General features: G+C 72.4%; 27 protein-coding genes and 1 riboswitch. Of the genes, 15 read left to right on the plus strand and 12 right to left on the minus strand.

Annotation, left to right across the window (positions count from 1 at the left end):
• Nucleotides 1-133: 133 nt before the first annotated feature.
• Complete coding sequence (locus tag EDD90_RS39295; protein WP_123977856.1) at nucleotides 134-766, plus strand: sulfite oxidase-like oxidoreductase; 633 nt, start codon at nucleotides 134-136, stop codon at nucleotides 764-766.
• 30 nt (nucleotides 767-796) lie between these two features.
• Here the strand turns inward: EDD90_RS39295 and EDD90_RS39300 are convergent, their stop codons facing one another.
• Entirely contained in the window at nucleotides 797-1366 is a 570-nt protein-coding gene (locus EDD90_RS39300; RefSeq protein WP_123977857.1) for a DUF4396 domain-containing protein, read from the minus strand.
• A 265-nt stretch (nucleotides 1367-1631) separates the two neighbouring features.
• Between EDD90_RS39300 and EDD90_RS39305 the strand changes: the two genes are divergently transcribed.
• The 5 genes from EDD90_RS39305 (at nucleotide 1632) to EDD90_RS39325 (ending at nucleotide 7119) form a co-directional block, all read left to right on the plus strand.
• Nucleotides 1632-2294 carry a Crp/Fnr family transcriptional regulator gene (locus tag EDD90_RS39305; protein ID WP_260328421.1) on the plus strand — a complete coding sequence of 221 codons (663 nt, stop codon included), beginning with the start codon at nucleotides 1632-1634 and terminating at the stop codon, nucleotides 2292-2294.
• 112 nt (nucleotides 2295-2406) lie between these two features.
• Nucleotides 2407-3318 carry a hypothetical protein gene (locus tag EDD90_RS39310; RefSeq protein WP_123977858.1) on the plus strand — a complete coding sequence of 304 codons (912 nt, stop codon included), beginning with the start codon at nucleotides 2407-2409 and terminating at the stop codon, nucleotides 3316-3318.
• Nucleotides 3315-5513 carry a hypothetical protein gene (locus EDD90_RS39315; RefSeq protein ID WP_123977859.1) on the plus strand — a complete coding sequence of 733 codons (2199 nt, stop codon included), beginning with the start codon at nucleotides 3315-3317 and terminating at the stop codon, nucleotides 5511-5513. Before EDD90_RS39310 ends, EDD90_RS39315 begins: the two co-directional genes overlap by 4 nt.
• Nucleotides 5510-6595 (plus strand): hypothetical protein, encoded by a 1086-nt coding sequence (locus EDD90_RS39320; protein WP_123977860.1) that lies wholly within the window; start codon nucleotides 5510-5512, stop codon nucleotides 6593-6595. The genes EDD90_RS39315 and EDD90_RS39320 overlap by 4 nt, the downstream gene beginning before the upstream one ends.
• Nucleotides 6592-7119 carry a Pycsar system effector family protein gene (locus EDD90_RS39325; RefSeq protein ID WP_123977861.1) on the plus strand — a complete coding sequence of 176 codons (528 nt, stop codon included), beginning with the start codon at nucleotides 6592-6594 and terminating at the stop codon, nucleotides 7117-7119. Before EDD90_RS39320 ends, EDD90_RS39325 begins: the two co-directional genes overlap by 4 nt.
• A gap of 18 nt (nucleotides 7120-7137) precedes the next feature.
• Here the strand turns inward: EDD90_RS39325 and EDD90_RS39330 are convergent, their stop codons facing one another.
• Nucleotides 7138-8016 (minus strand): deoxyribonuclease IV, encoded by an 879-nt coding sequence (locus EDD90_RS39330; RefSeq protein WP_123977862.1) that lies wholly within the window; start codon nucleotides 8014-8016, stop codon nucleotides 7138-7140.
• A 34-nt stretch (nucleotides 8017-8050) separates the two neighbouring features.
• Nucleotides 8051-9970: a Stk1 family PASTA domain-containing Ser/Thr kinase gene (pknB, locus tag EDD90_RS39335; RefSeq protein ID WP_123982112.1), complete on the minus strand. Its 1920-nt coding sequence runs from the start codon at nucleotides 9968-9970 to the stop codon at nucleotides 8051-8053.
• Between the two features lie 134 nt (nucleotides 9971-10104).
• Here pknB and EDD90_RS39340 point away from each other — a divergent pair, with 134 nt between their 5' ends.
• On the plus strand, nucleotides 10105-10593 hold the full coding sequence (locus EDD90_RS39340) for a MarR family winged helix-turn-helix transcriptional regulator (RefSeq protein WP_123977863.1): 489 nt from the start codon (nucleotides 10105-10107) through the stop codon (nucleotides 10591-10593).
• Nucleotides 10590-11033: a winged helix DNA-binding protein gene (locus EDD90_RS39345; protein WP_123977864.1), complete on the plus strand. Its 444-nt coding sequence runs from the start codon at nucleotides 10590-10592 to the stop codon at nucleotides 11031-11033. Before EDD90_RS39340 ends, EDD90_RS39345 begins: the two co-directional genes overlap by 4 nt.
• Before the next feature lie 117 nt (nucleotides 11034-11150).
• Here the strand turns inward: EDD90_RS39345 and EDD90_RS39350 are convergent, their stop codons facing one another.
• The 3 genes from EDD90_RS39350 to thiO all read right to left on the minus strand — a co-directional run bounded on the left by EDD90_RS39350 (nucleotide 11151) and on the right by thiO (nucleotide 13324).
• On the minus strand, nucleotides 11151-11945 hold the full coding sequence (locus tag EDD90_RS39350; RefSeq protein ID WP_123977865.1) for a thiazole synthase: 795 nt from the start codon (nucleotides 11943-11945) through the stop codon (nucleotides 11151-11153).
• Between the two features lie 3 nt (nucleotides 11946-11948).
• Nucleotides 11949-12167, minus strand: coding sequence for a sulfur carrier protein ThiS (gene thiS / locus EDD90_RS39355; RefSeq protein ID WP_123977866.1), 219 nt, complete (start codon nucleotides 12165-12167; stop codon nucleotides 11949-11951).
• Nucleotides 12164-13324 (minus strand): glycine oxidase ThiO, encoded by a 1161-nt coding sequence (thiO, locus tag EDD90_RS39360; protein ID WP_123977867.1) that lies wholly within the window; start codon nucleotides 13322-13324, stop codon nucleotides 12164-12166. The genes thiS and thiO overlap by 4 nt, the downstream gene beginning before the upstream one ends.
• Nucleotides 13322-13433, minus strand: a riboswitch (TPP riboswitch). (Overlaps the previous gene by 3 nt.)
• Nucleotides 13434-13562: 129 nt before the next feature.
• On the opposite strand from thiO, the gene EDD90_RS39365 reads away from it, so the two are divergent.
• Nucleotides 13563-14798: an NAD(P)/FAD-dependent oxidoreductase gene (locus EDD90_RS39365; RefSeq protein WP_123977868.1), complete on the plus strand. Its 1236-nt coding sequence runs from the start codon at nucleotides 13563-13565 to the stop codon at nucleotides 14796-14798.
• Nucleotides 14799-14929: 131 nt separating this feature from the next.
• Here EDD90_RS39365 and EDD90_RS39370 read toward each other — a convergent pair whose 3' ends face one another.
• Entirely contained in the window at nucleotides 14930-15328 is a 399-nt protein-coding gene (locus EDD90_RS39370; protein WP_123977869.1) for a VOC family protein, read from the minus strand.
• Nucleotides 15329-15421: 93 nt separating this feature from the next.
• Here EDD90_RS39370 and EDD90_RS39375 point away from each other — a divergent pair, with 93 nt between their 5' ends.
• The 5 genes from EDD90_RS39375 to EDD90_RS39395 all read left to right on the plus strand — a co-directional run bounded on the left by EDD90_RS39375 (nucleotide 15422) and on the right by EDD90_RS39395 (nucleotide 19650).
• Entirely contained in the window at nucleotides 15422-16411 is a 990-nt protein-coding gene (locus EDD90_RS39375) for a YafY family protein (RefSeq protein ID WP_123977870.1), read from the plus strand.
• 86 nt (nucleotides 16412-16497) lie between these two features.
• Complete coding sequence (locus EDD90_RS39380) at nucleotides 16498-16863, plus strand: Rv2175c family DNA-binding protein (protein ID WP_123977871.1); 366 nt, start codon at nucleotides 16498-16500, stop codon at nucleotides 16861-16863.
• 35 nt (nucleotides 16864-16898) lie between these two features.
• The gene (gene thiE / locus EDD90_RS39385) at nucleotides 16899-17546 is read left to right on the plus strand and encodes a thiamine phosphate synthase (RefSeq protein WP_123977872.1); all 648 of its coding nucleotides are present in this window, start codon (nucleotides 16899-16901) and stop codon (nucleotides 17544-17546) included.
• Between the two features lie 130 nt (nucleotides 17547-17676).
• Nucleotides 17677-18600 carry a methylenetetrahydrofolate reductase [NAD(P)H] gene (metF, locus tag EDD90_RS39390; protein WP_123977873.1) on the plus strand — a complete coding sequence of 308 codons (924 nt, stop codon included), beginning with the start codon at nucleotides 17677-17679 and terminating at the stop codon, nucleotides 18598-18600.
• Between the two features lie 57 nt (nucleotides 18601-18657).
• Nucleotides 18658-19650 carry a hypothetical protein gene (locus EDD90_RS39395; protein ID WP_123977874.1) on the plus strand — a complete coding sequence of 331 codons (993 nt, stop codon included), beginning with the start codon at nucleotides 18658-18660 and terminating at the stop codon, nucleotides 19648-19650.
• Nucleotides 19651-19671: 21 nt separating this feature from the next.
• Here the strand turns inward: EDD90_RS39395 and EDD90_RS39400 are convergent, their stop codons facing one another.
• The 5 genes from EDD90_RS39400 to EDD90_RS39420 form a co-directional block, all read right to left on the minus strand.
• Complete coding sequence (locus EDD90_RS39400; RefSeq protein ID WP_185149392.1) at nucleotides 19672-21186, minus strand: NAD(P)/FAD-dependent oxidoreductase; 1515 nt, start codon at nucleotides 21184-21186, stop codon at nucleotides 19672-19674.
• Nucleotides 21187-21233: 47 nt separating this feature from the next.
• The gene (locus EDD90_RS39405; RefSeq protein ID WP_123977875.1) at nucleotides 21234-21848 is read right to left on the minus strand and encodes a DUF4126 domain-containing protein; all 615 of its coding nucleotides are present in this window, start codon (nucleotides 21846-21848) and stop codon (nucleotides 21234-21236) included.
• 365 nt (nucleotides 21849-22213) lie between these two features.
• The gene (locus tag EDD90_RS39410; RefSeq protein ID WP_123977876.1) at nucleotides 22214-22840 is read right to left on the minus strand and encodes a TetR/AcrR family transcriptional regulator; all 627 of its coding nucleotides are present in this window, start codon (nucleotides 22838-22840) and stop codon (nucleotides 22214-22216) included.
• 62 nt (nucleotides 22841-22902) lie between these two features.
• Nucleotides 22903-24987 carry a YhgE/Pip domain-containing protein gene (locus tag EDD90_RS39415; RefSeq protein ID WP_123977877.1) on the minus strand — a complete coding sequence of 695 codons (2085 nt, stop codon included), beginning with the start codon at nucleotides 24985-24987 and terminating at the stop codon, nucleotides 22903-22905.
• On the minus strand, nucleotides 24959-25768 hold the full coding sequence (locus EDD90_RS39420) for an ATP-binding cassette domain-containing protein (protein ID WP_123977878.1): 810 nt from the start codon (nucleotides 25766-25768) through the stop codon (nucleotides 24959-24961). The genes EDD90_RS39415 and EDD90_RS39420 overlap by 29 nt, the downstream gene beginning before the upstream one ends.
• 180 nt (nucleotides 25769-25948) lie before the next feature.
• Here EDD90_RS39420 and EDD90_RS39425 point away from each other — a divergent pair, with 180 nt between their 5' ends.
• Nucleotides 25949-26521 (plus strand): SAV_6107 family HEPN domain-containing protein, encoded by a 573-nt coding sequence (locus EDD90_RS39425; RefSeq protein WP_123977879.1) that lies wholly within the window; start codon nucleotides 25949-25951, stop codon nucleotides 26519-26521.
• Nucleotides 26522-26566: the final 45 nt, after the last annotated feature.

A 26566-nucleotide genomic window follows, 5' to 3' on the forward strand; every position in this document is an offset into this window, starting at 1 on the left:
CGGCACAGAAGATCGTCCAGTAAGTGCGTACTTAGTAAGTACGTGCATGCTTGATGCCAGTTGGCCGTTTTGGCGACTTCCGAGGGGTATGCCTGGTCGGGTGCACCGCTTGCGGTCTGTCAGGATGGAAGGCATGGGTCATCCGGTGGAGCGCGCGTCGCGAGAAGCTGCAGGGTCCGAGCTTCCGCCGGGGCAGCGACTGCAGCGCGGCTGGCCGGTCACCCACTACGGCCCGGTGCCCAAGTTCCGGCCCGAGCGCTGGGAGTTCAGGGTCTTCGGCGCCACCGCCGACGCGGGCGCGCACATCTGGAACCACGAGCAGTTCACCGCCCTGCCGTACGCCACCGTGGTCGCGGATCTGCACTGCGTGACGAAGTTCAGCATGCTCGGCGCGGAGTGGGGCGGGATCCCGGCCCGGACCGTCCTGGAGCTCGCCCCGCCCGCCCCCGACGTCACCCATGTGATGGTCTGGGCGGAGTACGGCTTCAGCTCCAACCTGCGCCTCGCGGACTTCGCCGCCGAGCGCACCGTCTTCGCCACCCACAAGGACGGCGAACTCCTCACCGCCGAGCACGGCTTCCCGGTGCGCCTGGTCGTGCCCCATCTGTATGCCTGGAAGGGCCCCAAGTGGGTCCGTGGCATCGAGTACATGACCGCCGACCGCCGCGGCTTCTGGGAGGAGCGTGGCTACCACAACATCGGCGACCCCTGGAAGGAGCAGCGCTACTCCTACCAGGAGGGTCCGGGGGACGGTCCGGAACTCTGAGCCGCCGGTGCCGGTGCCGGTGTCGGTGCTCTAGTGGTGGTACTGGTGCACCACCGCGTGCCCCTTGCCCCGCCCGATGGTCCACTTGTTGACCGGCGTGGTCACGATGAACGCGAGCACGAGCGACACGGCCAGCGATATCCAGAACAGCGCGTCGTCCAACTGGGCGTCCATCGCGGCCGGCCAGACCAGGATCGTGCCGTTGTCGATCAGCTCCATCACGGCGATGGAGACGGTGTCCGCGGCCAGCGCCACCCGCAGCGCGGTACGGAAGTCGACGCCCGCCCTCAGGACCCCGCGCATCGTGAGCGCGTAGCCGAAGAAGAACGCCAGCACGATCGCCAGCAGCGTGGTCGGCAGGTTCCCCCAGCCGAACGCCGTACCGACGACCATCCCGAGCACCTCGCCGACGGCGCAGCCGGTGAGACAGTGCAGAGTCGCCTGCGCCGCCATGGCCCAGGAGGCACCGGTGCTGCCGTGTGCTCCGTGTGCCGTGTGGGCGTGCGCGGTGTGGGCGTGCGCGGTGTGGGCGTGCGCGGTGTGGGCCTGCGCGGTGTGGGTGTGTTCGGTGTGCTCGTGGATGGCGTGTTCGTGGTCCATGGCTGACCCCCGGTGTCAGGTGCGGAACCTTCTGTGACGCCAACATGTATACCCCCATGGGGTATTCCAGGGAAGGGTTCGGGGCTCGTTCCGGTAACGGCGGGCACATTCCGTGCCCAGAGCGCTACGCTGAGACCCTTGCCTGGCGGGAGACGCGCCGGGCGGAGACGGATCCGGGGGGCCCGTGGGGTTCCGCTTGTGATCCGGTTCGGGGGCGAGCGGTCGGGGGACGACGGTGGGGCTGTTCGGAGAGCGGCATACCTTCATGGGGGGACTCGGTCCGGGGGACCGGGAAGCACTGGCGGGATTAGGTACCCGGCACGAGTACCCGCCGTACGACACGGTGATCGCGGAAGGCGACCGCACCACGTTCGCGGTGGTCCTGCTCAGCGGCTGGTGCACGGTGTGGACACCGACCGAGCGCGGCGGCCGGCTGATCCTGGCCCTGCGCCGGGCCGGCGAGGTCATCGGCGACATGGCGGCGCTCGACGGCCGCCCGCGCAGCGCCTCGGTGAGCACGCTCGGACAGGTGACGGGACTGGTCGTACCGGGTGAGCGGTTCCGGCGGTTCCTGGCCTCGCGGCCGCACGCCAACGCGCTGATGATGAACCAGCTCGCCGAGCGGCTGCGCAGCGCGGACCACGAGCGCCGGGCGCTGGCCTCCATGACCGTGCTGCAGCGGCTCGCCGAGCGCCTCGTCGAACTCGCCGACCGCACCGGCCGCCTGGAGAACGAGGCCGTGACCATACGGCTGCCCCTCGCGCAGCACGAACTGGCCGCGTCCGTGGGCTCCACGCGCGAGGCCGTCGCCAAGGCACTGCGCCTGTTACGCGAACAGGGCCTGATCCGCACCGGTCCCGGCATGTTGGCCGTGGCCGATCTGGACCCGCTCCGCCTGCTCGCCGCCGGACAACCGCACGAGACCTAGAAACACCGAGTCCCGTGCGCTGTGTAAACGGCTACAGCGACAACCGGCCGGCTCCGCGACCATCGCAGCCAGGCGGCCGGTGGTCCGGCGGGACGGCAGGGAGGAGAAAGCGATGGAGGGGGAAGCCGCGTACGGCTTCATCGTCAACGTGGACGCACAGGGCTCGGGCCTGCTGTCCGACACCGAGAAACCCGAGATGCGGCGCAGACTCTACGACGTCACGGGCACCGCCTTCGAACAGGCCGGTATCCGCCCGCCGCGGCTCTACCAGGAGGACCGCGGCGACGGCATCCTCGGTGTGCTGGCACCCGATGTGCCGCCCGTCCGGGTCGTGGGGGAGTGGGTGGAGAACCTCCACCAGAACCTGCGGGAGACCAACCGGGACCTCAGAAAGCCGCTGCGGCTGCGCGTGGGCCTGCACATCGGCCGGGTCACGGCCGACGCCTTCGGCCGCTCCGGGCGCGCCGTCGACCTGGCCTGCCGACTGTGCGACTGCGGCACCGCGAAGGCGATCCTCAGGGCCGCGGCCGACGCGCCGCTGGTGGTGGCCGCCTCCGACCGGGTGCACGAGGACTTCGTCCTGCCCGGCGGACGCTGGGTGGACCCCAAGTACTACCGACGGTACGACGTGGACCTCAAGGAGGGCCGCACCACCGCCTGGTTCATGGTCCCCGGCCGGTGCGAACCGCCGGAGCCGTACGCGGAACAGCACCCGGAGCCGGCGGCGGACGGGCCGGGCGGTCTGCCGGAGCAGTCCGGGCCGCGGACGGACCACCCGCCGCAGCCGCCGGCCGCCGCCGACACCGCAGGCACCGCAGATGACGCGGCCACCGCTGGCACTGCAGACGACGCGGCCACCGCAGATGACGCGCCCACCGCGCCCACCGCGGGCACCGCAGCCGCCGGAGACGACGTGGCCACCGGTGACCGCGTCGTCCAGAACGTCAACCAGTACGGGACCGGCCGGATCGTGGTCGCCGGCACCGTCGACTCCATTGACCTCTCCGACGGCGGTGGCCGATGAACGCACCGGGCCCCCAGCCGCCCCAGGGCTCCCCGAAGCCGCCGCCGCAGCAGCCGCCGCCGCAGAAGGCCGAACCCGACAAGCCGCAGGGCGCCGAGTCCGCCGGCGCACCCGAGCCGGACAAGGCCGATGTCATCGGCGGCTCCACCGCCGATCCGCTCGGCGAGGCGGCGCTGCCCGGCGCCGCGGCCGCCGCCTCCCGCGTCTACCGCTCGACCGTGAGCCAGCACGGATCCGGCACCCTCGTCAGCTCCGGATCCGTCGGCACCATGAACTTCTACGGCCGGCAGACCACGGAACGCGTCCTCGCCGGCCCGCTCCCGCCCGACCAACTGCGCAGACTCCGCCAGGTCTTCACACAGCCCGCGGACTACGACGACCACCTCGGCCAGCTGACCGCCGGACGGCTCCTGGTGCTGTTCGGCCAGCCCGGCACCGGCCGCGCCTACACCGCCCTGTCCCTGCTGGACAGACTGACCGACGGCCATGTCTCCCGGCTCGACCCGCGCACCGACCTGGACAAGCTCGACGACGACCAGATCAGCGAGGGTCACGGCTACGCGCTGGAACCCGGCGCCGCGCTGCCCGACGAGACCGGCCTGGACCGGCTCTGCCAACTGCTCGGCAGGAAGGACGCCTACGCGGTCCTGCTCGCCACCCCCGAACCCGGTGACGTGCTCTCCCGCAGCGCCCGCTACCACCGCGCCCACACCCCGGCCGCCCAGACCGCCGTACTCGAAGGCCACCTCGCCCTCGAACTCGGCGGCGCGGGACCCGACTACGAACGGGCCCGGGCGACCGCCCTCGACCCCGACGTGCTGGCGGCGCGGGGACTGGAAGACCTGCGGCCGGCGGAGGCGGCCCACTTCGCCACCCTGCTGGCCCGGCACACCCAGGGCAAGCTCACCCACGACGAACTCCTCGGCGAATGCCGGAAGTTCGCCGAGAACCAGGCTGCCGAATGGTTCGCGGGCGGGGGCCGCTCCGAGACCCCGGAGCGGCTGCGGGACGCGGCCTACCGGATCGCCGTCGCCGTCCTGGACGGGGCCTCGCTCAGCGCCGTCGCCGAGGCCGCCGAGATGCTCGCCTGGGAACTGGCCGTCACCGTCGACCCCGAGGCCACCCCCGGGCGCCTGCTGTTCAGCGACGGCGTCGACGCCCGGCTGGTCTCCGCCCGTGCGGTCGCCGAACTGGGCACCGAACTGGTCGGTACCGAGGAAGTGCCGGTGCGCACCGTGCGGTTCGGCGGCGACGCACTCGCCCCCGCCGTCCTCGGCCACCTGTGGCAGCACCGGCACAACGCACGCGGACCCGTACTGCGCTGGCTGGCCGGGCTCTGCGAGGACACCCGGCCCCAGGTCTGGGTCCGGGCCGCCGTGGCGGCCGGCCGGCTGTGCCGCCTGGACCTCTCCCACACCGTGCACGAACTGGTCCAGCCCATGGCCCAGTCCGAACGGGCCCGCCGGAGGCTGTTCGCCGCCTCCGTCCTCGACGTGGCCCTGAGCTCCCCGGAGGTCGGCACCGCCATCCGCGCCCTGGTCGGCTCCTGGGCCCGGTACGGCGACCAGGAACTGCGCTGGACGGCAGGGGCGGTACTCGGCCGGGGCCGGGCCACCGACACCGTCCGGGAGTCCCTCGACCTGCTCGGCGGCATCGGCGTCTGGGAAGAGGGCAAGCTGCGGGCCGGTGCGGCCGTGCAGGTCGCCCACTTCGCCGGCGCCCACCCCGAGGCCCGGACCCTGCACCGGATCCGGGCCTGGCTCTCCGACGAACGCCGCCCCCAGCAGGACCTCGGCCTGCAGTCCACGGTCTACCTGGCCGGACTCCCCGCCAGCGACCTCTGGAACCGGCACGAGGACCTGGAGGACCACGGCGACTGGCCGCTGATGCTGGCCCTCGCCGCCGTGCGGCCCGCGCTCGCCCCGGAACTCGCCGGGTTGCTGTGGACGGCCCTGCAGACCCCGCGGTCCTACGAGGCCGCCGTCGAGACCGTGTCCGACTGGCTGCGCGGCTCCGCCGACCAGCCCTGGGCCGGCCAGCTGGAGCGGTTCCTGCCGCTGCTCGTGCACAGCCACGACGACCGCAACCGGCTGCTGTCCCTCATCAAGGAACTCACCGAAGACCCCGACCAACCACTGAACGAACAGCAGGTCCGCCGCCTGTGGGGGGCGGTCCAGGGAGCGAGTACACCATGACGCACAACCAGTGGCAGCCGTGGCAGCCGCAGGACGAGGAGTTCGTCCTGCCGCTCGACCTCAGAGGCCCCTTCGTCCGCGAGTTCGCCCCGCAGGCCGCCTACCGGCACCGCAACAGCCAGGTGGCGTCGGTGCTTTACTACAAGAACGGCGGGCACAGCATCATCACCGTCCGCGGTGCCGAGCACTTCAACAAGCCGCTGATGGGCAAGCCCACCTCGGTGTGCTGGATCGCCCGCGGCCAGCACCAGGTCTCCTTCCAGCTGGACCTGCCCACCTACGGGGACCGCTCCCAGTTCAGGGCGGGCGCCGACGTCAACTGGGAGGTCCGCGACTTCTACCTGGCCGCCGAGAAGCGTGTGGTCGACGTCGAGCGGATGCTCCGCCCGTCGCTGGAGGCCAGGCTGCGCGGGCTCAGCCGCCGCTACAGCCTGGACTCGGCCCAGCAGGTCGACGAGGCGATCCAGGACGAGCTGGTCAGCGGCCGGTGGGCCGACTTCGGTGCCGAACTCGGCCTCGCCACCCAGGTGTTCGTCCGTATCGACCTCGGCCAGGCTGCCGCCGACCACCAGGCCCAGATGGTCGCGGTGGAGAAGGACAGCGTGGTCCAGGAGGCCATCGACACCGCCAACAAGGCGCGGATCGCCGCCAACCTCGACGACGCGCAGAAGCTGATCGGGGCGGGCGAGACGGCCCAGTACGCCCATATGCTGGCCGCCGACCCGAGCCGGGCGCACGAGATCCTCGGAGTGCTCCAGCAGCAGGCCCGTGAACAGCGCCAGGGCGCCCTGGACTACCTGACCAACCTGATCAACCAGGGTGTGGTCCAGCGCCACCAGATCGACGACCAGGTCCAGGCCCTCATCGACTACAGCCGCTCGGTCTCCACCGGCGTTTTTCCGGGTGGCCTGCCGCAGGCCCCGACCTCGCTGCCGGTGCCGCCGATGCCGCCCGCGCCCCCGCTGCTCCCGGCCGACGCGCCGCCGCCGCTCCCGCCGGCCCCGCCCGTCTTCCCGGCGGACGTCATCCCCGGTGAGGGGACGGGGGTGGAGGACGACTCCAGCCCCGAGGCCCGCCGATGAACCCAGGCGATCCAGACCCCGGTCCTGGTCCCGGTCTCGGTCCCGATCCCGACGCCGCCGCGTACTACGTCGCCGAACGGCTGCTCCTGACCGTGCGCGAGGACCTGGGCAGGGCGGACGTGAAGGCGTCCGTCCTGCTCTCGGGCGCCGTCGCGGTGCCCGCGCTGGCGCTCGGCAGAGGGGCTCCGTCCGGCACCTCCGGCGCCGCCCTGGCCTTCCTCGGGGCGGGCGGGGCGCTGTGGGCGGCCGGCACGCTGCTGCTGCTCGCGGTGATCGTGCCCCGCACCCGCACGGTCCGCTCGGCACCCGGCCCGACCTTCTACGCCGACGCGCTGGGCGGCGTGGACCGGGAGGCGCTGCGCCGCGCCGCCGCCGAGGCCGGGGCGGACCGGGTGGGCTGGCTGCTCACCCAGTTCCAGGACGTCAGCGTCATCCTCTCGGCGAAGTACCGCTGGCTGCGCCGCTCGATGGCGCTGCTCGGGGCGGGGTTGTTGCTGGCTGTGGTGCCGCTGGCGGTGGGGTGAGCCCAGGTCCGAGGGGCGTCAGCCGTCGCGGAGCCGCTTGAGGCGCTCGACGTCGGCCGCGTGCCCCTCCTTGCCGCCGGGCGTCTCGATGATCAGCGGTACGCCCGCGGTCGCCGGGTGGGTCATCAGCGCACGGAACGGATCCTCGCCGATGTGCCCGGACCCGATGTTCTCGTGCCGGTCCTTGTGCGCGCCGACGACGTCCTTGGAGTCGTTGGCGTGGATCAGCTTCAGCCGCCCCTCGCCGACGGTGTCCACCAGCAGGTCCAGTGTCCGGTGCATCCCGCTCGGCCCGGTCAGGTCGTGTCCGGCGGCGAAGATGTGGCAGGTGTCCAGGCAGACACCCAGCTTCGGATGGGCGTCCAGCGCCTCGAAGTACGGCCCGAAGTCCCAGGTCCGCGAACAGAGGGACGCGCCCTGACCGGCGGTGGACTCCAGGAGCAGGAACGGGTCGTCGTCGTGGGTGAGCTCGTCCAGCAGCGGCAGCAGCTGCGCCCGTACCTGCTTGAGCGCGACCTCCCGGGCCCGCCCGCCGGTCGCGCTCCCGGTGTGCACGACCACACCCAGCGCCCCGATCTCCCGCCCGCGGCGCAGCGAGTGCCGCAGTGACTCCACCGACTTCTCCACGGTCGCCTCGGTGTGCGAGCCGAAGTTGATCAGGTAGGGGGCGTGCACATACGCCGGGACCGACCCCTCCGCGCAGGCCGTGCGGAACGCCTCGTCCTGCCTGGGGTTGCCGGCCGGGGTGGCCCAGCCGCGCGGGTTGGCGACGAAGACCTGCACGGTCTCGGCCTTCAGCTCACGGGCGTACGCCAGCCCCACGGAGTGCAGGCCGCCGGCCACGGGGACATGACCGCCGACGGGGTTGCGGGAGGGACCGGACTGCTGACTCTTCACCCGTCAAGGGTGTCATGACAGGGCCGGGTCCCCGTCAGCGGATGGTGATCGTGATCGTCGACCCCTTGGGCGCCTGCTCCCCGGCGTCCACGGACTGCTTCTTCACGGTGTTCCCGAACAGCCCGAGCAGTCCGCGGTCCTCCTTGACCTGGAAACCGGACTGCTCCAGCAGCTTGGTCGCGGCGTCGACGCCGGCCCCGACCACGTTCGGCACCTCGACCATCTCCGGGCCCTTGGAGAGCGTCAGCGTCACCGTGTCGCCCTGGGCGGCCTGTGCGTCGCCGGCCGGGGTCTGCTGGGCGACCTGCCCCTGGTCGTACTGGGAGCTGACCTCGGTGGCGGACACCGTCACCTTCAGCCCGGCCTCCTGGAGCCCCTGCCGGGCGTCGTCCAGGCTGTCACCGGTGACGTCCGGAACGTCGACCGGCGAGCCCTTGCTGACGACGAACGCGACGGCCGCTCCGGCGTGCCGCTTCGACCCGGCCCCGGGATCGGTGCTGATCACCGACCCCTTGGGCACGTCGTCGCTGAACTCCCGCGTCACCATGCCCGGTTCGAGGCCGTCGGCCCTGAGCAGCGCCTTGGCCCTCGCCAGGGTCCGTCCCTGCACGTCCGGCACGTTCACGGTCTCCGGGCCGTCGGAGACGGTCAGCGTCACCGAGTCGTTGCTGCGGATCCGCGCGCCGGCCGCCGGGTCGGTGCTGATCACGGTGCCCCGCTTCACCGTGTCGCTGTAGGCGTGCTCGACCGACCTGACGTCGAGCCCGGCCTCCTTCAGCCGCGCGGTGGCCTGCGCCTGGGTCTTGGCCAGCAGCGGCGGGACCTTGGTGAACTGGCCGGAGTTGATGTACCAGACGCCGGCCCCGGCGCCGAGGACGATCAGCACGGCGACGATGAGCGTCACCAGCCCGCGCCGGGACCGGCGGCCCCCGCGCCGCCGGTCCGGAGCCGCCGGAGGTGCCTCGAACGGGCTGGTCCGCAGGACGCCCTCGTCCTCCTCGTTGACGGGCAGCGGCCGGGGCACCGTCAGCGACCGCGGGATCACGCTGGTCCGGTCCTCGGCGATGTCATGCGCCTGAGACAGCGCCTGCGGCGGTACGGCGTCCAGCTGCGCGTCGCTCAGCCTGCCCCGCGCCTCCCGTACGGCGGCGAGCAGCGCGACGGCGTCGTACGGCCGGACCTCGGGGTTGCGGGCGGTGCCGAGGGCGACCAGCTCGTCGAGTTCGTACGCCAGCCCCGGCACGGTGACGGACGGCGCCGGCACGTTCTCGTGGAGGTGCTTGTACAGGATCACCGCGGGCGAGTCCCCGTCGTGCGGTTTCTCCCCGGTGAGCATCTCGTAGAGCACGACACCGCACGCGTAGACGTCGACGCGCGGATCGGCGGCCCCGCTCTCGACCTGCTCGGGCGCGAGATAGGCCACGGTCCCGAGCACGGCCCCCGTCGTGTTGGTGACGCTGTCCACGGACCGCACCAGCCCGAAGTCCGCGACCTTGACCCGCCCGTCGTCCCCTATCAGCACGTTCTCGGGCTTCATGTCCCGGTGGACGAACCCGGCGCGGTGCGCGGCGCCCAGCGCGGCCAGCACCGGCTCCAGGATGTCCAGGGCGGCCCGCGGCTGCAGTGCGCCGCGCTCCCGCAGCACGTCGCGCAGGGTGCACCCCGCGATGTACTCCATGGCGAGATAGACATACGTCCCGTCGGTGCCCTGGTCGAAGACCTGGACGACGTTCGGGTGGGCCAGCCGGGCGACCGACTTGGCCTCCCGGATGAACCTCTCGACGAACGCGCCGTCGGCGGCGAGCGCCGGATGCATCACTTTCAGCGCGAGCACCCGGTCCAGCCGGACGTCCAGGGCCCGGTAGACCGTGGCCATCCCGCCGACGGCGATCCGCGCGTCGACGCGATAACGGCCGTCGAGCACCTGCCCGACGAGAGGGTCCTGAAGGGTCATATCCACGCAGGCGAGTGTACGAGCCCGTACCGACGGCCCCCCAGACGAGACTGTTTTCTCCCCGGGACTGCAGCGGACCTGTGACGCTGGAAAATAGTAGCCATGTACATAGTATCCATGTACTGTATGTGTTCATGAGCACTGCAGCTGAGGGCGCCACGGCGGGGTTCCTGGTCTGGCGTCTGTCGATGAAGTGGCGGGTGGCCGTCGACCGGGCGGTCGCACCGCTGGGCCTGACCCACGCCCAGTACGCGTTGATGGCGTCGCTGTACGGCATCGCGCGCTCCGGGGCACGGCCCAGTCAGCGCGCGCTCGCCGACCACACCGGGCTCGAACCGCTGTACGTCTCCAAGCTGGCCCGCGCCCTGGAGACTGCCGGACTCGTCGCCCGCACCCGGGACCCGGACGACCCGCGCGCCATGCAGCTGTCGCTCACCGAACAGGGCCGCGATGTCACCGGCCGGGCGATCAAGGTGGTCCAGGGGCTGCTGGACCAGTTGCTCGCGCCGCTCGGGGGACGGGACGACCCGCGCGCACGGCAGTTCACCCGCGAGCTGGGGACCCTGCTCGCCGCACCTCTTGATCCGCACACCGAGAACGAGACCGAGAAGGAGCAGTCATGACCACCACGCCTTTGGTCAACGCCCGCGTCATCGGCTTGGCGCACCACGCCCCGCGTGCCCTTCTGGAGGGCGTGCTGGCCCGCCACGGCATCACGTTCCACCAGAATCTGACCCTCCGGCTCGTCGCGGTCGCCGGTGAGTCCATCGGCCGCGACGAACTCGTCGGCGAGATCACCGGCGCGCTGAAGACCGGCGAGTCGGTCGGGCGCGGCGCGATCGAGGAGCTGACGGCCGCGAAGCTGCTGGAGGCGGACCCGGCGGACACGTCCCGGCTGCGGGTCACGGATGCCGGACGGGAACTGTACGAGACCATCTCCACCGAGAGCACCGAGATCGCCGCCCGCCTGTACGCGGGCATCCCGGAGGAGGACCTCGCGGTCACCGGCCGCGTCCTGACCCTGATCACAAACCGCGCAAACGCCGAACTCACCGACGCCTGACCCCCGTCCCCGCCACGCACGGCCCGAGGCCGCCGATGGGGCTGGGCCCCCGCGGGAGAGTTCCGCTTCTCGGCCGACGGTTTCGGGCGGTGCGTGGGTGGGAGAACCGGTCGGCGGTCAGAACGCGGGGCGCTCCGGGTCCAGCACGGCCAGGCCCTCCGCAGGGGACGACGCCTCCGCGAAGTGCCGGCGGGGAATGCGACCGGCCAGCCGGGCCAACCGCCCCGCCTCCACCCCGGCCCGCATGGCGTGAGCCATCCGCTCGGGATCCTGCGCCCGCGTCACCGCCGACGCCAGCATCACCCCCGCACACCCCAGCTCCATCGCCAGCGCCGCATCCGACGCCGTACCGGCCCCCGCGTCCAGAATCACCGGCACGCGCGCGTGCTCGACGATCAGCTGGAAGTTGTGCGGGTTGCGGATCCCGAGCCCCGACCCGATCGGCGACCCCAGCGGCATCACCGCCGCACAGCCGACGTCCTCCAGCTTCCGCGCCAGCACGGGGTCGTCGTTCGTGTACGGCAGCACCGTGAACCCGTCGTCCACCAGCGTCTCCGCCGCGTCCAGCAGCTCGACCGGGTCCGGCAGCAGCGTCCGCTCGTCGGCGATGACCTCCAGCTTGACCAGCGAAGTGCCCAGCGCCTCCCGCGCCAGCCGGGCCGTCAGCACCGCTTCCCCCGCGGTGAAGCACCCGGCCGTGTTCGGCAGCACCCGGATCCCCAGCCGCTCCAGGACCGACAGCACGGAACCCCGTACCCCCGGGTCCACCCGCCGCATCGCGACCGTCGTGAGCTCGGTCCCGGACGCGACGAGCGCCCGCTCCAGCACCTCCAGGCTGGACGCGCCCCCGGTCCCCATGATCAGCCGGGAGGAGAAGGCCGTACCTCCGAGGACGAACGGATCGTCGGCCATGACTCAGCCCCCCTGCACGGCGGTGAGAACTTCCACGCGGTCACCCTCGGCGAGCGCCGTGCCCGGCCACTCCCCGCGCGGTACGACGGTCTCGTTGACCGCCGCGGCCACCCCGGAGGGCGCGGCCGTGAGGGACCGTACGAGCGTGTCGAGAGCCGTGCCCGGGGCGATCTCCCGGCGCTCCCCGTTGACAGAGATGGTGACGGTGACGGAGATGTTCATGCGGTCTGCTCCACGAGTACGGCGCCGAATCGCCTCGGCGTGAACGGACGGGCCTGAGCCGGCAGCTCCCCGCCGGCCAACAGCTCCGCCATCACGTCCCCCGTGACCGGCGTGAGCAGCACCCCGTTGCGGTAGTGCCCGGTGGCCAGCAACAGCCCGTCGAGGCGGGTCGGCCCGAGCAGCGGCGCGTTGTCGGGGGAGCCGGGGCGCAGCCCGGCCCGGGTCTCGGTCAGCGGGAGCTCGGTGATCCCGGGAACCAGTTCGTGCGCGTCCCGGAGCAGCTCGTAGACGCCGCCCGCCGTGACCGTGGTGTCCCAGCCGAGCTCCTCGCTGGTCGCGCCGACGACCAGCTCGCCGTTCTCCCGGGGCACCAGGTAGACGTTGCCGCCCCGCACCACGGCCCGCACGGTCCGGCTCAGGAACGGCGCGTACCGCGCGGGCACGGTCAGTCGCAGCACCTGCCCCTTCACGGGCCGCACCGGCGGCAGCACGTCGGCGGGCACGCCCGCGAGCTGCCCGCTCCGGCTCCCGGCGGCCAGCACCACCTGGTCCGCGCCCAGCGCATCGCCTGTGCGGGTGACGACACCGGCGGCCCGCTCCCGTACCACCGTCAGCCGCTCCGCCCAGTCGCGGTGGAACACCACCCTGGCCCGCTCGCACGCGGCGACCAGCGCCGCCGCCAGCCGGCGCGGGTCGATCTGGTGGTCGCCGTCCACCCGCAGCCCGCCGCGCACACCCGGCGCGAGCATCGGCTCCAGGCGCCGGCACTCCCGCCCGGACAGCCACTCGGACTCCAGCCCCGACTGCTGCTGCAGGGCGTGCAGCTCGCGCAGATGGGAGCGGTCGTCGGCGTCGAGGGCGACCGCGAGGGTGCCGCAGCGCCGGTAGCCGAGGTCGTGGCCGGTGAGCTCGGTGAGCTCGGCGGCGAACTCGGGATAGCGGCGGGCGGAGGCCAGGTTGAGCCCCAGCAGGGTCTGCTCGCCGTAGTGCAGTTCGGTGACCGCGGCCAGCATCCCGGCCGCGACCTGCGCGGCTCCGCCGCCGGGCCCGGGGTCGACCACGGTGGTCGAGAGCCCGCGCTGAGCCGCCCGCCAGGCCGTGACCAGGCCGATGATGCCGCCCCCGATGACGAGGACGTCGGACGTACGTGAGGACATGGGCGTCCAGCCCCTCCCTTCGCCGGCATGACCCGGATCAGGTTCGTACGGTCGGAGGCCGCCAGCCTCCCTCTCAGCCCGGTGCGTCCGGGCTCCCGCGTGTGCTTGTACGCCACCCTAGCCCGCACCGCTCCGCCCTTGTAAGACGGCCTCGGCGGGCGCTGTGCAACAGGTCACCCGGCACGCCCCCTGACTGACTCTTTGTCAGTTGTCTATCGTTCTTGTCCATGGTGATCGAGTGAGCGGGCAGACGCAGCAACGGGGCACGTCACAGGCGCGGCGCGTGGTCGTCGTGGGTGCGGGCATGGCCGGGGTGCAGACCGCCGTCGCCCTGCGCGAGCAGGGGTTCACCGGCGCCGTCACCCTGATCGGCGCCGAACCCCACCAGCCGTACGACCGGCCACCGCTCTCCAAGGCCGTGCTGCTCGGCAAGGCGGAGGGCTCCGCCTTCGAGGTCGACTTCGACGCGCTCGGCATCGAGCTGGCGCTCGGCCGTGAGGCGCTGGCCGTGCGCCCCGCCGACCACGAACTCGACACCGAGGCCGGACCGGTGCCGTACGACGTCCTGGTCCTCGCCACCGGTGCCGAGCCGATCACGCTGCCCGGCACCGAGGGCGTGCCCGGCGTCCATCTGCTGCGCACCCTCGACGACGCCGACCGGCTGCGGCCGGTGCTCGCCCGGCAGCACGACATCGTGGTGGTCGGCGCGGGCTGGATCGGCGCCGAGTTCGCCACCGCCGCCCGCGAGGCCGGCTGCGCGGTGACCGTCGTGGAGGCCGCCGACCGCCCGCTCGCGGGAGCGCTCCCGGCCGAGGTCGCCGCGCCGATGACCGCCTGGTACGCCGACAGCGGCGCCGAACTGCGTACGCACGCGCGCGTGGCGCGTGTCGAGCCCGGCGCGGTGGTCCTCGACGACGGCTCACGGGTACCCGCGGGCGCCGTCGTGGTCGGCATCGGCGCCCGTCCCGCCACCGCCTGGCTGACCGGCTCCGGCATCGAACTGGGCGCACACGGCGAGGTGGTCGCCGACGACCGCCTGCGCACCGGCGTCCCGGACGTCTACGCGGTCGGCGACTGCGCGTCCTTCCCGTCCGGCCGCTACGGGGAGCGCCTGCTGGTCCACCACTGGGACAACGCCCTCCAGGGCCCGCGCACGGTCGCCGCCAACATCCTCGGCGAGTCCGACGCGGTCTACGACCCGGTGCCGTACTTCTGGTCGGAGCAGTTCGGCCGCTTCGTCCAGTACGCCGGCCACCATGCCGTGGCCGACCGCATGGTCTGGCGCGGTGACCCCGCCGGCCCCGCGTGGACGGTGTGCTGGCTGCGCGAGGACCGCCTGGTCGCCCTGCTGGCGGTGGGCCGCCCGCGCGACCTGGCGCAAGGGCGGCGGCTGATCGAGGCGGGGCGCCCCATGGACCCGGAGGCACTGGCCGATCCCGCTCGCCCCCTGAAAGGCGCCACCGCGGAGCCGTAGCCGCTCCCGGCGGTCCGGCCGGCGGGCGGTCGGCCGCCGCCGCGATGCCTTCACCGCGTGAGCCGCGTGAGCCGCATGAGCCGCATGAGCGGCGCGAGCGGCATGAGCGGCGCGAGCGGCTGTGCATGGCGTCAGCGTGCGAACTTCTCGATGGCTGCCGGGGTGACGGGGGTGAAGAAGTTGACGAGGTTGCCGTCGGGGTCGCGGAACAGCAGTGACCGGTTGCCCCAGGGCATCGTGGTGGGCTTGGTGACGAAGTCGGTGACGAAGCCGGTCAGGTTGTTGTAAACGCTGTCCACGTCGTCGACGAGGAACTCGGTGATCACGCTGTGGTTGGCCGCCGGGCGGGCGGAGCCCGGGGCGAACAGCGGGACGGTGCGGGTGCTGCCGATCGCGAGGGTGGCGCCCGCGGTCCTGAGCTCGGCGAAGTCCTCGGTGGCCCACGTCGCCGCTGCCCCCGTCGCTCGCTCGTAGAACTCGACGAGGCGTGCCACGTCGCCGGTGATGATGCGGATCGAGACGAAGTCCATGGGAATCTCCTTGGCTGTGCTGAAGGCGTGCACGCCGCAGGCTAGGAGAAATAGCGGACAGAATCGGTCCTGTATTCGCATTAGGCTGCGCACATGCCTCGACCCACCGGCCGCGTACTGACACTCCTGGAACTGCTGCAGTCGGGCGGCACCCGGACGGTGGCCGAACTCGCCGACCGGCTCGGCGTCCAGGGGCGCACCGTGCGGCGGTATGTGGACCAGCTGATCGACCTCGACGTGCCCGTGGAATCGGTGCGCGGCCGCTACGGCGGGTACCGGCTCGCCCCCGGGTACCGCCTGCCCCCGCTCATGTTCAGCGACGACGAGGCGCTGGCCGTGCTGCTCGGCCTGGTCGCCGGCCGACGGGCAGGGCTGACGACGACACAGCACACGGCGAGCGAGACGGCGTCGGCGAAGATCCGGCGGGTGCTGCCCAGGCACATCGCCCGTCGGCTCGACACACTCCTGGACACTCTCGCCTTCACGGATCGGCCTGGCGAGTCCGACACCCCGGACGCCGAGGTCCTGCTCACCGTCGCCGATGCGGTGCGCCACCGCCGGCCGGTCTCGATCCGCTACACCGACCGCGACGGACGGCGCACCGAACGCACGCTGCACGCGTACGGGATCGTCGCCCACGCGGGCCGCTGGTACGTCACGGGCAAGGACGCCCAGATCGGCGAGGACCGGACCTTCCGGCTCGATCGCATCGCGGACGCGAGGACCCTGCCCGGCTCGTTCGAGGCGCCCGAGGACACCGATCCGGCACAGCGCGTGCTGTCGGGGTTCGCCACGGCCGAGTACCGGCACGAGGTGACCTTGCGGATCCACGGGACGGCCGGGCAGATCCGCGCCCGCCTTCCCGCCGGCGTCGCCATCCTGGAGGAGCTCACGCCCGCGGCCGGCCAGGACGGGGCGACCGAGCGCTGGCTGCGCGTCGAGCTGCGGGCGGAGCGGCTCGACTGGCTGCCCGGGGTGCTCGCCTCACTCGACCGGCCGTTCGTCATCGAACGCCCCGAGGAACTGCGCGACCTCGTCGCCGCGCTCGCCGATCGCCTCGCGTCCCACGCCCGCCAGGCCTGACAGCGCGCGGCGCCGATGTCATGGGACGCCGCACCCGGACGACCACCCATCGCGGCCGAACCGGCAAAGCGCCTACCCTGGATCCCGTGACCGAGATTGACGCAAACATCGATGCTCTCGTCCCCGCCTGGCTCAACCTCCCCGACATCGCAGAGATGCTCGACGTCGAGGTGACCCGCGTGCGGCAGCTGGTCAAGGAGGGCCAGCTCATCGCCGTACGCCGTGGCGAGAACCGCGCGCTGCACGTCCCCGCCGCCTTCATCGACGGGGACAAGGTCGTCAAGGGCCTGGCCGGCACCCTGACGCTCCTGCGGGACGACGGCTTCACGGACGAAGAAATGCTGGAGTGGCTCTTCACTCCCGACGAGACCCTGCCCGGCACCCCCGCCCAGGCGCTCAGCGAGAATCGCGGCACGGAGGTGAAGCGCCGCGCCCAGGCGCTCGCCGTCTGAGGAAACCCGCACCGACACAACGGGGGAACACACCGATGCCCGACACCGCCCGAGCCCAGCTCGCCGACGCCCGTCTCTACCTCTGCACGGACGCCCGCAAGGAGCAGGGCGACCTCGCCGAGTTCCTGGACGCGGTCCTGGCGGGCGGTGTCGACATCGTGCAGCTGCGCGACAAGGGCATGGAGGCCGCCGAGGAGCTGGAGCACCTCGCGGTGTTCGCCGACGCCTGCGCCCGGCACGGCAAGCTGCTCGCGGTCAACGACCGCGCGGACGTGGCCCACGCGGCCGCCGCCGACGTGCTCCACCTCGGCCAGGGCGACCTCCCGGTACCGGCCGCCCGGGCGATCCTCGGCCCCGACGTCCTGATCGGCCGCTCCACGCACGCCGAGTCCGAGGCCGAGGCGGCCGCCGTCCAGGACGGCGTGGACTACTTCTGCACCGGCCCCTGCTGGCCCACCCCCACCAAGCCCGGCCGCCCCGCCCCCGGCCTGGACCTGGTGCGGTACACCGCCGCCCTCGGCACCGACCGCCCCTGGTTCGCCATCGGCGGCATCGACCTCGGCAACCTCGACCAGGTGCTGGACGCGGGCGCCCGCCGGGTGGTCGTCGTCCGGGCGCTCACCGCGGCCGACGACCCGGGCGCCGCGGCGGCCGAGTTCGCGAAGCGACTGCGGTCGGCGTGACGCTCTGTTCGCTCGGTTGTTCGCCCCGACTGTCCGGAAACTTGTCCAGTATCCGGACACGAGATCGACAATTCGGGCAATTTTCCCGAGTGTGGTTGGGTGACCGTCCACCCCTGACTAACCTGCGGGTATGGCCCTAGGAACCGCGTCCACCAGGACTGATCGCGCACGCACCGTGCGCGACATGCTCGCCACCGGCAAGACCACGTACTCGTTCGAGTTCTCGGCGCCGAAGACCCCCAAGGGTGAGCGGAACCTGTGGAGCGCGCTCCGGCGGGTCGAGGCGGTCGCTCCCGACTTCGTCTCCGTGACCTACGGCGCTGGCGGTTCCACCCGCGCGGGCACGGTCAAGGAGACCGAGCAGATCGTCGCCGACACCACGCTCACCCCGGTCGCCCACCTCACCGCGGTCGACCACTCCCTGGCCGAGCTGCGCAACATCATCGGCCAGTACGCGGACGCCGGGATCCGCAACATGCTCGCGGTGCGCGGCGACCCGCCCGGCGACCCGATGGGCGACTGGGTGGCGCACCCGGAGGGTCTGACCTACGCGGCCGAACTCGTCCGGCTCATCAAGGAGTCGGGGGACTTCTGCGTGGGCGTCGCCGCGTTCCCGGAGATGCACCCGCGCTCCGGCGACTGGGACACCGACGTCCGGCATTTCGTCGACAAGTGCCGCGCGGGCGCCGACTACGCCATCACCCAGATGTTCTTCCAGCCCGAGTCCTACCTTCGCCTTCGCGACTCGGTCGCCACGGCCGGCTGCGAGACTCCGGTCATCCCGGAAATTCTTCCGGTCACCAGTGTGAAGATGCTGGAACGGCTGCCCAAACTCAGCAACGCGGCCTTCCCGGACGCCCTGAAAGAGCGGATCCTCACAGCGAAAGACGATCCGGCGGCGGTACGCTCCATCGGTATCGAGTTCGCCACGGAGTTCTGCGCTCGGCTGCTGGCCGAGGGAGTGCCCGGACTGCACTTCATCACGCTCAACAACTCCACGGCCACGCTGGAAATCTACGAGAACCTGGGCCTGCACCATCCCCCGCAGGCCTAGACCGGCCGCACCGGAGTACGACACACTGCGTAGCGGGCACATGGGAGAGGGGCGTACATGGGCTGGACGGTCCTCTACGTAGCGTTCGGCATCGTCGCGCTGTGGCTGCTCGGCGAGGTGCTACTGCAGTACAAGGCGCGGCTGCGCTGGCGTCTGCTCGCCTTCGTCGGCTTCCTCGGGGTCGTCTTCGGTGTTCTGATCCCGTCCGTGATCGTCATCGGCGTGGGCGCGATCGCGTTCGCGGTCGGCCAGACGTACGTCACGCTGTCGTTCCGCCGCGGCTTCGAGGCCGGCTGGGCGGTCAAGCGCCCCGGTGCGGACGACGAGGCCGGCGGCCTGATCAAGCGCCGCCGTGGTGAGCCGGACGAGGACCCCGGCCTGGAGGCCACCGACCCGGACGCGGCGGACGCCGCCTACGCCGGCCAGCAGGCCGCCTACTCCACGGGCAGTACCCCCGTCTACGGCGGCGACGACTTCGACCGCGACGACGTCTTCACTCCGGCGGCCCGCACCATGGAGCCGACCGCCGCGGAGTCCACCACGGTGTACGAGCCGCAGCCGATGCCCGACGACACCGGCTCCTACGGCGTCTACCGCGACTCCTCCGGCTACGCCGCCACCGGCGACCAGCAGGCCGCCTACGCGACCGCGGGCCAGGACCAGTCGTACGCCACCCAGGGCACCGACCAGAACTACGCCTACGACTACTCCGGCTACGGCCAGCAGCAGTACGGCTATGACGCGAGCGGCCAGCAGCAGTACGCCAATTACTCCGACCCGTACATCGGCAACCAGACCTACGGCGGCGCCGGGTACGACCAGTCGTACGGCACCCAGCAGTACGACCAGCAGGGCTACGCCCAGCAGCAGTACGGCACCAACGGTTACGCCGAGACCCCGGCCGGCGGTGTCTGGGTCCCGCAGCAGCGCGCCGACGAGACGTACGGCGGCGAACTCCCGCAGGAGCAGCAGTACTACCAGGGCGACGGCCAGCAGCAGGGCCAGGGCCACCAGAGCAACGGGTACGACGAGCAGCAGTACCGTTTCTGAAGCCGCTCCGGAGAGCCCGGCTCACTGGGAGCCGCGGAACTCCGGCCCCTCCACGATCAGTCCGGCGACCAGTGCGCCCGACATCCCGGCGTGCGGCAGGCCGCCGCCCGGGTGCGACCAGCTCCCGACCCGGTAAAGGCCCGGCAGCCGGGTGCTGTTGGCCGGGTGCAGGAAGCGGCCCTGACCGGCGGCCAGGGCGGGAGCGGAGATCTCCCCGAACCCGGTGCTGTCCGTGACCTGCTCGGGTGTCCGGGTCTCATGCCAGAGCAGGCGCTCCCGCAGCCCCGGCACGGCGGCCTCGGCGGCTTCGAGCAGGAAGTCCGTGTAGGCGAGGGCCGTACTCTCCTGCTCCCAGTCGGCCTCGGTGGACAGCACCGCCGACAGCACCACGGACTCGTGGTTCTCGTCCGGTCCGAGCGCCGGGTCGTCGGGGCGCAGCACGGTCACCGTGGGACGCACCGGCCGGTCGCCGCCGGGCGCGACCAGCAGGTCCAGCTCGGTCTGGTCGTCCGGTGCGTGCACGACCGTGCGGTGCACCGCACCGGCCTCCCGGCCGCCCCGGAGCGCGAGCAGCACGCTGAACCGGCCCGGGCGCGCCACTGCCGCGTCGGCCCGTACGTCACCGTCCGCGTCCAGCTGCCAACCCGTCCACTGTGTGAGGGTGTTGAGTCGCACCGGATCCACGCCGGCCACCACATGGTCGGCGTCGACCACTTCGCCGTCGGCGAGCTCCACCCCCACCGCCCGGCCGTCCTTCGCCAGGATCCCGGTGACCTCCGCCCCGAACACGAACTCCACCCGCCGCTTCACGCACCGCTCGTACACCGCGCGCGCCAACTCCCGTATGCCGCCGCGCACATACCAGATGCCGAAGGCGTGCTCCAGATACGGCAGCACCGCCGCGCTCGCCGGAGTGTCCCGGGGGTCGAGGCCGTAGGCGATCGCGTGGCTGTTCAGCAGGGCGGCGAGCCGCTCGTCGCGCAGCTCCCAGGCGCCGATCTCCGCCAGCGTGCGCGCCCGGCGGGTGCGCAGCAGCTTCTTGTGCGGGACGGACGGGTACGGCTCGCGCTCGGCCAGCACCTGCCAGTTCGGCCACAGCGGCTCCTCCAGGAGCGGGCGCCGGGTGCGGTCCCAGGCCTCCCGGGCCCGTACCAGGAAGTCGCCCCAGCGCTGCCCGGCGCCCGAGCCGAGGGCCTCGTCCAGGGCGGTGACGACACCCGCGCGGGACGCGTTCGGCAACGACACCTCGGTGCCGTCCGCGAAGACGTGCCGGGCCGACGGGTCGACCTGGACCAGCTCGACGCAGTCCTCCAGCGGCTCCTTGCCGGTCTTGACGAACAGATCGCGGTACACGGCCGGCAACGGCAGCAGCCCCGGCCCGGTGTCGAAGGCGAACCCGTCGCGCTCGAACCGGTGCACCTCGCCGCCGTACGTCTCCGTGCGCTCGTACACCGTCACCCGGTGGCCCGCGACGGCCAGCCGGGCGGCCGCCGCCATGGCGCCCATCCCGGCGCCGATCACCGCAATCCGTCCCATGCCCGCGACTTTATCGACCGCCACCGACAACGCGGTGCGGCGGGCCGTCAGCCCGGCGGCCCGCCCACCTGCGTGGCAAGCCGCCGTTCCTCCCGGCGCTGGGCCCGGCGGCGCCAGAACCGCCGGATCCGGGAGATCAGGAACACCAGCACGACCAGGCCGGTGGCCAGCAGCACCGCCGCGATGATCGCCGCCGGCAGCGGATGGAACACCGCGAACGTCACGATCCCGGCGACCCCGAGATCCTCGGCCAGGCTCAGCGCGATGTTGCTGAACGGCTCCGGGGAGGTGTTGACCGCCATCCGGGTCCCGGCCTTGACGGCGTGGCTGGCCAGCGCCGTCGAACCGCCGACCAGCCCGGCCGCCACGTCCGACAGGGAGCCGCTGTGCCCGGCGAGGAGCGCTCCGACCCAGGCGCCGGCGACCGGCCGGATCACCGTGTGCACGGAGTCCCACACCGAATCGACGTACGGGATCTTGTCGGCGACCGCCTCGCACAGGAAGAGCACGCCCGCGACGATCAGCACCTCGGGGCGCTGCAGCGTCTCGGGGACGTCGTCGCTCAGGCCCGTCGCGCCGAACAGGCCGAGCAGCAGAACCACCGCATAGGCGTTGATTCCGCTGGCCCAGCCGCTGGTGAAGACCAAGGGGAGTACCGACACGGACGCGATCGTAGCCAGTCGGCGGCCGGGCGTCCTGGGTCCGCGTGCGCAGGGCTGAGTACGTGTACCTAGGGAGCGAGTTGAGTACGCGCGCGGATGGGCCGCGACCTGCGTGAACGAGAGAGTGGAGACACGGAAGGGGGCGCGAGGCCCGGCACCGCCGACACGGGGCGGCGGAACGGCGCCGGCGCCCTTGACCGCTCCTTCCGCCGATTCACGTCGGCGGAAGCGAGACACGGGGGAGAGGGGACCCGGGGGAACACGGGGGAACGGGGAAGCACGGGGGTGTACGGAAGGCGCCGGTCCGACGGCGGCCCGCGGGGGACGCGGCCGGTGGCGGGGGCCGGCGCCTTCGCACATCCCGTTCAGCCCTTCCCGCTCACCCGCCCCTGCAGCAGCCGGGACAGCGCGGAGTGGACGTCGTCGAGGGAGCGCTCGGGCTGGAAGGACTTCCAGTCCAGGGCCGCCACCAGCACCATCCCCACCAGCGCGGCCGCCGTCAGCTGGACGTCGATCTCGTCGCTGAACTCGCCGTTCTCCACGCCCTCGCGCAGCACGCCCTCGACGACCGCGACGGCCTGCTGCCTGACCACCATCAGCGTCGACTGCCAGGCCCGGTTGGTGCGCCACAGCTCGGCCACGTAGAGCTGGGTGAAGGCCGGGTAGCGGTCGATGAAGACGAGGCCCGCGCGGACCATGGCGTCCAGGGCGTCGACCCGGCTGCCGCCCTCCCGAGCGGTCCGCTCCGCGGCCTCTCTCAGGGAGGCGGTGAGGAGGCCCACGCCGTGCCGCAGCAGCTCCTCGAAGAGGACCGACTTGCTCGCGAAGTTGTAGTAGACCGTGCCCTTCGCGACCCCGGCCCGTTCGGCGATCTCGTCCACGGTGGTGGCGGAGAAGCCCTGCTCGGCGATGAGTGTGACGGCGGCCTCGTAGAGCTTCTGCCGGGTGGCCTCACGGCGTGTGCTGCCGCCCGTGGTGCTGCTGCTTTCCATGGTCCTGATTCTCACAGGAACGGCGGCCCCCGCGGGCACGGAAGGGGAGGTCATGAACGTCCTCACAGGCTCAGTTCAGGATGCAGCCGGTCCAGGGTCCACACCTGGCGGCGCCGGGCCGACAGCGCGGTGAGCGCCAGCGCACCCGCAGTGAACGCCGTCAGGACCGCGCAGGCCTGCCACACCGGGCCCAGTCCGCCGCCCGTGATCAGCCTGCGCAGCGCCGCCACGACGTAGCTCATCGGCAGGAACGGGTGGATCGCGTTGAAGAAGCCCGGGCTGGTCTGCACGGGATACGTGCCGCCCGCCGAGGTCAGCTGGAGCATCAGCAGGGCGAGCACCAGGATCCGGCCGGCCGCCCCGAAGCGGGCGTTCAGCCACTGCACGATCGCCGCGAAGCACGCGGCCACCAGGAACAGGAAGCCGACCGTCCCGGCCGCGCGGACCATCTGCAGCCCGATCGCCCAGTGCAGTACGGCCATCAGGGCGGCCGTCTGCAGCACCCCGACCGCGACCACCGGCAGCCAGCCCGCCAGCGCGATCCGCCAGGCCGCCGAGCCGGCCGCCAGGGCCCGCCGGTTGAGCGGCTGGATCAGCATGTAGGCGACCATCGCGCCCACCCACAGGGACAGCGGGATGAAGTAGGGGGCGAACCCGGTGCCGTAGTTCGGTGCCTTGTGCAGGTCCTGCGAGGCGAGCTGGACGGGATCGGCCATGACGCCGGTGCGCTGGTCGCGGTCCTTCTTGTCGTAGTCGGGGATTCTGTCCGCGCCGTCGTGCAGGCCGCCCGCCAGCTTGCCGGAGCCGTCGACCAGCTTGTACATCCCGCCGTCGAGGTCGTAGGCGCCGGTCTTGAGCCTGCCGATCCCCGCGTCGAGACCGGTCGCACCGGTGGTGGCCGTGCCGAGACCGGTGTGCAGCTTCGCGGCGCCGGCGGCGACCCGGGCGGCACCGGCGTTCAGCTTGTCGATCTTCTTGACGGCGTCGGCGACGTCCTCGGAGAGGTGCGGGGCGCGGTCGGCGAGGGCCTGCGCCTGCGTCTGGAGCGTGCCGAGGTTCGCGTCGAGCGTCTTCAGGTCGCCGTTCTGGTCCGCGATCAGGGTGTTCAGGTCGTCGGCGACGGCGGCCACGTCGTCGGCCGCGTCCCTGGCCTTCTTCAGATCGGGGCAGACCGGGTCGGTCAGCAGCTTCGCCGAGCAGCGCGCCGTGTAGACCTCGTCCAGTGTGCCGGCAGCCGCGTGCGCGGTCTCCGCCGCCGCCGGGGCCGTCTTCACCAGGACGCCCAGGTTGTCGCGGACGGTCCGGGCCGAGTCGGCGACCAGCTGTGCGGTGTCGCCGATGGTCTTCTCGTTCTTCGCCAGATACGGGCCGACCTTGCCGTAGACCCCGTCGACCTGGTCCGCGAGTGCCTGGGTGCCGTCCGCGACCTGCCGCGAACCGTCAGCGAGCGTCCCGGCGCCCGCGTCCAGCTTCTTGATCCCCTTGGCGAGCTTCCCGCTGCCGGTCTTGGCGTCCTTCAGGCCGTCCGCGAGGTCCTTCGAACCCTTCTCGGCCTTTCCGATGCCACCGGTGAGGGTGTCGGCGCCCTCGGCCGCCTTCACCGTCTGTCCGTGGATGCCGGAGAACGAGATGAAGATCCGGTCCAGGAAGGACCGGGACGCCTTGGCGGACGCCGCCGAGCGCACCTCGTTGAAGACCGTGCGGGAGATCTGTCCGACGATGTAGTTGTTGGCGTCGTTCGTGCGCACCTGGAGTGCGCCGGTCTCCGGGGAGTCGCCGGCGCTGGAGGCGATGCGCGCACTGAAGTCGGCGGGCATGGTCAGCGACAGGTAGTAGGTGCCGTCCTCGACGCCCCGGCGCGCCTCGGCGGCGCTCACCTCGTGCCAGTCGAAGGTCCTGCTGTCCTGTAGTCCGGTGACGATGTCGTCGCCCGCGGTGATCCTCTTCCCGCTCGCGGTCGCCCCCTTGTCGTCGTTCACGAGCGCCACCGGGATGCGGTCCAGGCGGCCGTAGGGATCCCAGAACGACCACAGGTACAGCGCGCCGTACAGCAGCGGCAGCACCAGCAGGGCCACCAGGGCCGCGCGCGGCAGCTTCCCCCGTCCGAAGCGCCTGAGCTCAAGCGCGGCCAGTCGCGGCGAGCGCATCGCCGGCCTCCTCCCTCTGTGCTGCCTCGGACGTCCCGGATGCCTGCGACGTCTCGGATGCCTGCGACGCCTCGGCAGACGTCCCGGCTGCCTCGGTGCTGCCGGTGCGTACGACGACGGCCCCCGCCATCGCCTCCCCGCACACCGCCACCACCGTCGTCCCCGACTCCGCGATCGACACCAACAGCGCCCGGACCTCGGCCCGTTCGGCCTCCGACAGCTTCAGGTCCGCGTCGTCCACGGCCAGCAGCCGGGGCCGTCCGACCATGGCCAGCGCCAGGGACAGCCGCAGCGCCTCGATCCGCTCCAGATCCCGTACGGCGGTGCGGACGCCCTTCGGCAGCGACTCCAGGTCGAGCCCGGCGGCGGCCAGGGCGTCGTCGACGAGCTGCCGTGCCCGCGCGCTCCGGTCGGCGCGCGGCCTCACCAGGTTGCGCAGGGAGTCGCCGAACCGGCGCTGCAGCAGGGCCCGTTCGCGCAGGTGCTCGCTGACGGTCAGGGCCGGTTCGAGGTCGGTGACCCCGGCGACGTTGGCCACCGCGCTGATCCGGCGCACGGCCGCCAGCTGCTTGGGCAGCCGGGCCGCGCCGACGGTCGCGGTGCCCTCGGTGGCCTTCATCCGGCCGGTGAGCGCGAGCAGCAGACAGGTGCGGCCGGAGCCGGACGGCCCCTCCACCGCGATCAGCGCGCCCGGCCCGGCGTCCAGGGAGATCCCCCGGAACGCCCAGCCGCGCGGGCCCTTGAGCCCGAGGCGCTCGGCTGTGACAGGTACACCGTGCACAGGTCCCCCTCTTCCGGATCCCCACCATTTTTGAACTGACTGGTCAGTGCAAAAACTAACCCGAACCTTCGATCGAAGCAAAAGCCCAGGTCAGAACGGATTGTCAGTGCCATACCTCACGATGGGCACATACGGCACCCCGTGTGAGGGAGCCGTCACCCAGACGACAGGAGGTTCGTCATGGCCAACTCGTCAGCGGCCGCCGCCCACCGGCGCCGCGCCACCGGCCCTGCCCCCTCACTGACCGGCCCGGCGAGCGATGTGCACCCCGTGCTCCGCCGGGCCACGGCCCCGCCCGCCGCCCTCGACCTGCTCACCCAGGCCCGTGCCGCCCTCGACGAGGCCGAACTGCTCGACACCCCGAACGAGCGCTATGCCACGGCCCACCTGGCCGCCCTGCGCACCGCGGCCGCCGTGCTCGCCGCCCTCGCCCGCCCCGAGACCTCGCCCCGGCGCCGGGCCCGCATCCGCAGCGCCTGGGAGGTGCTGCCCGAGGTCGCCCCCGAGCTCACCGAGTGGAGCGCCCTGTTCGCCTCCGGCGCCCGCCGCCGGGCCCGCGCCGAGGCGGGCATCCAGGGCGCGGCCAGCCGCCGGGACGCCGACGACCTGATACGCGACGTGGCCATGTTCGTCCGCATCGTCGAGCGGATGCTGGTCCTCCAGCCGGTCCTGCCGCAGCCGCGCCGACAGGACGGGGAGCGGCCCGACGACGACTCCGGGAGCCCGGGGAGGGAGTTGCCCGACGCGGGATGACCAGGCAAGGCAGCGGAGGCAATAGGGTGGAGAGCGCCTGAAGCC

Source organism: Streptomyces sp. Ag109_O5-1 (assembly GCF_003814875.1).
Classification (GTDB): Bacteria; Actinomycetota; Actinomycetes; order Streptomycetales; family Streptomycetaceae; genus Streptomyces; species Streptomyces sasae.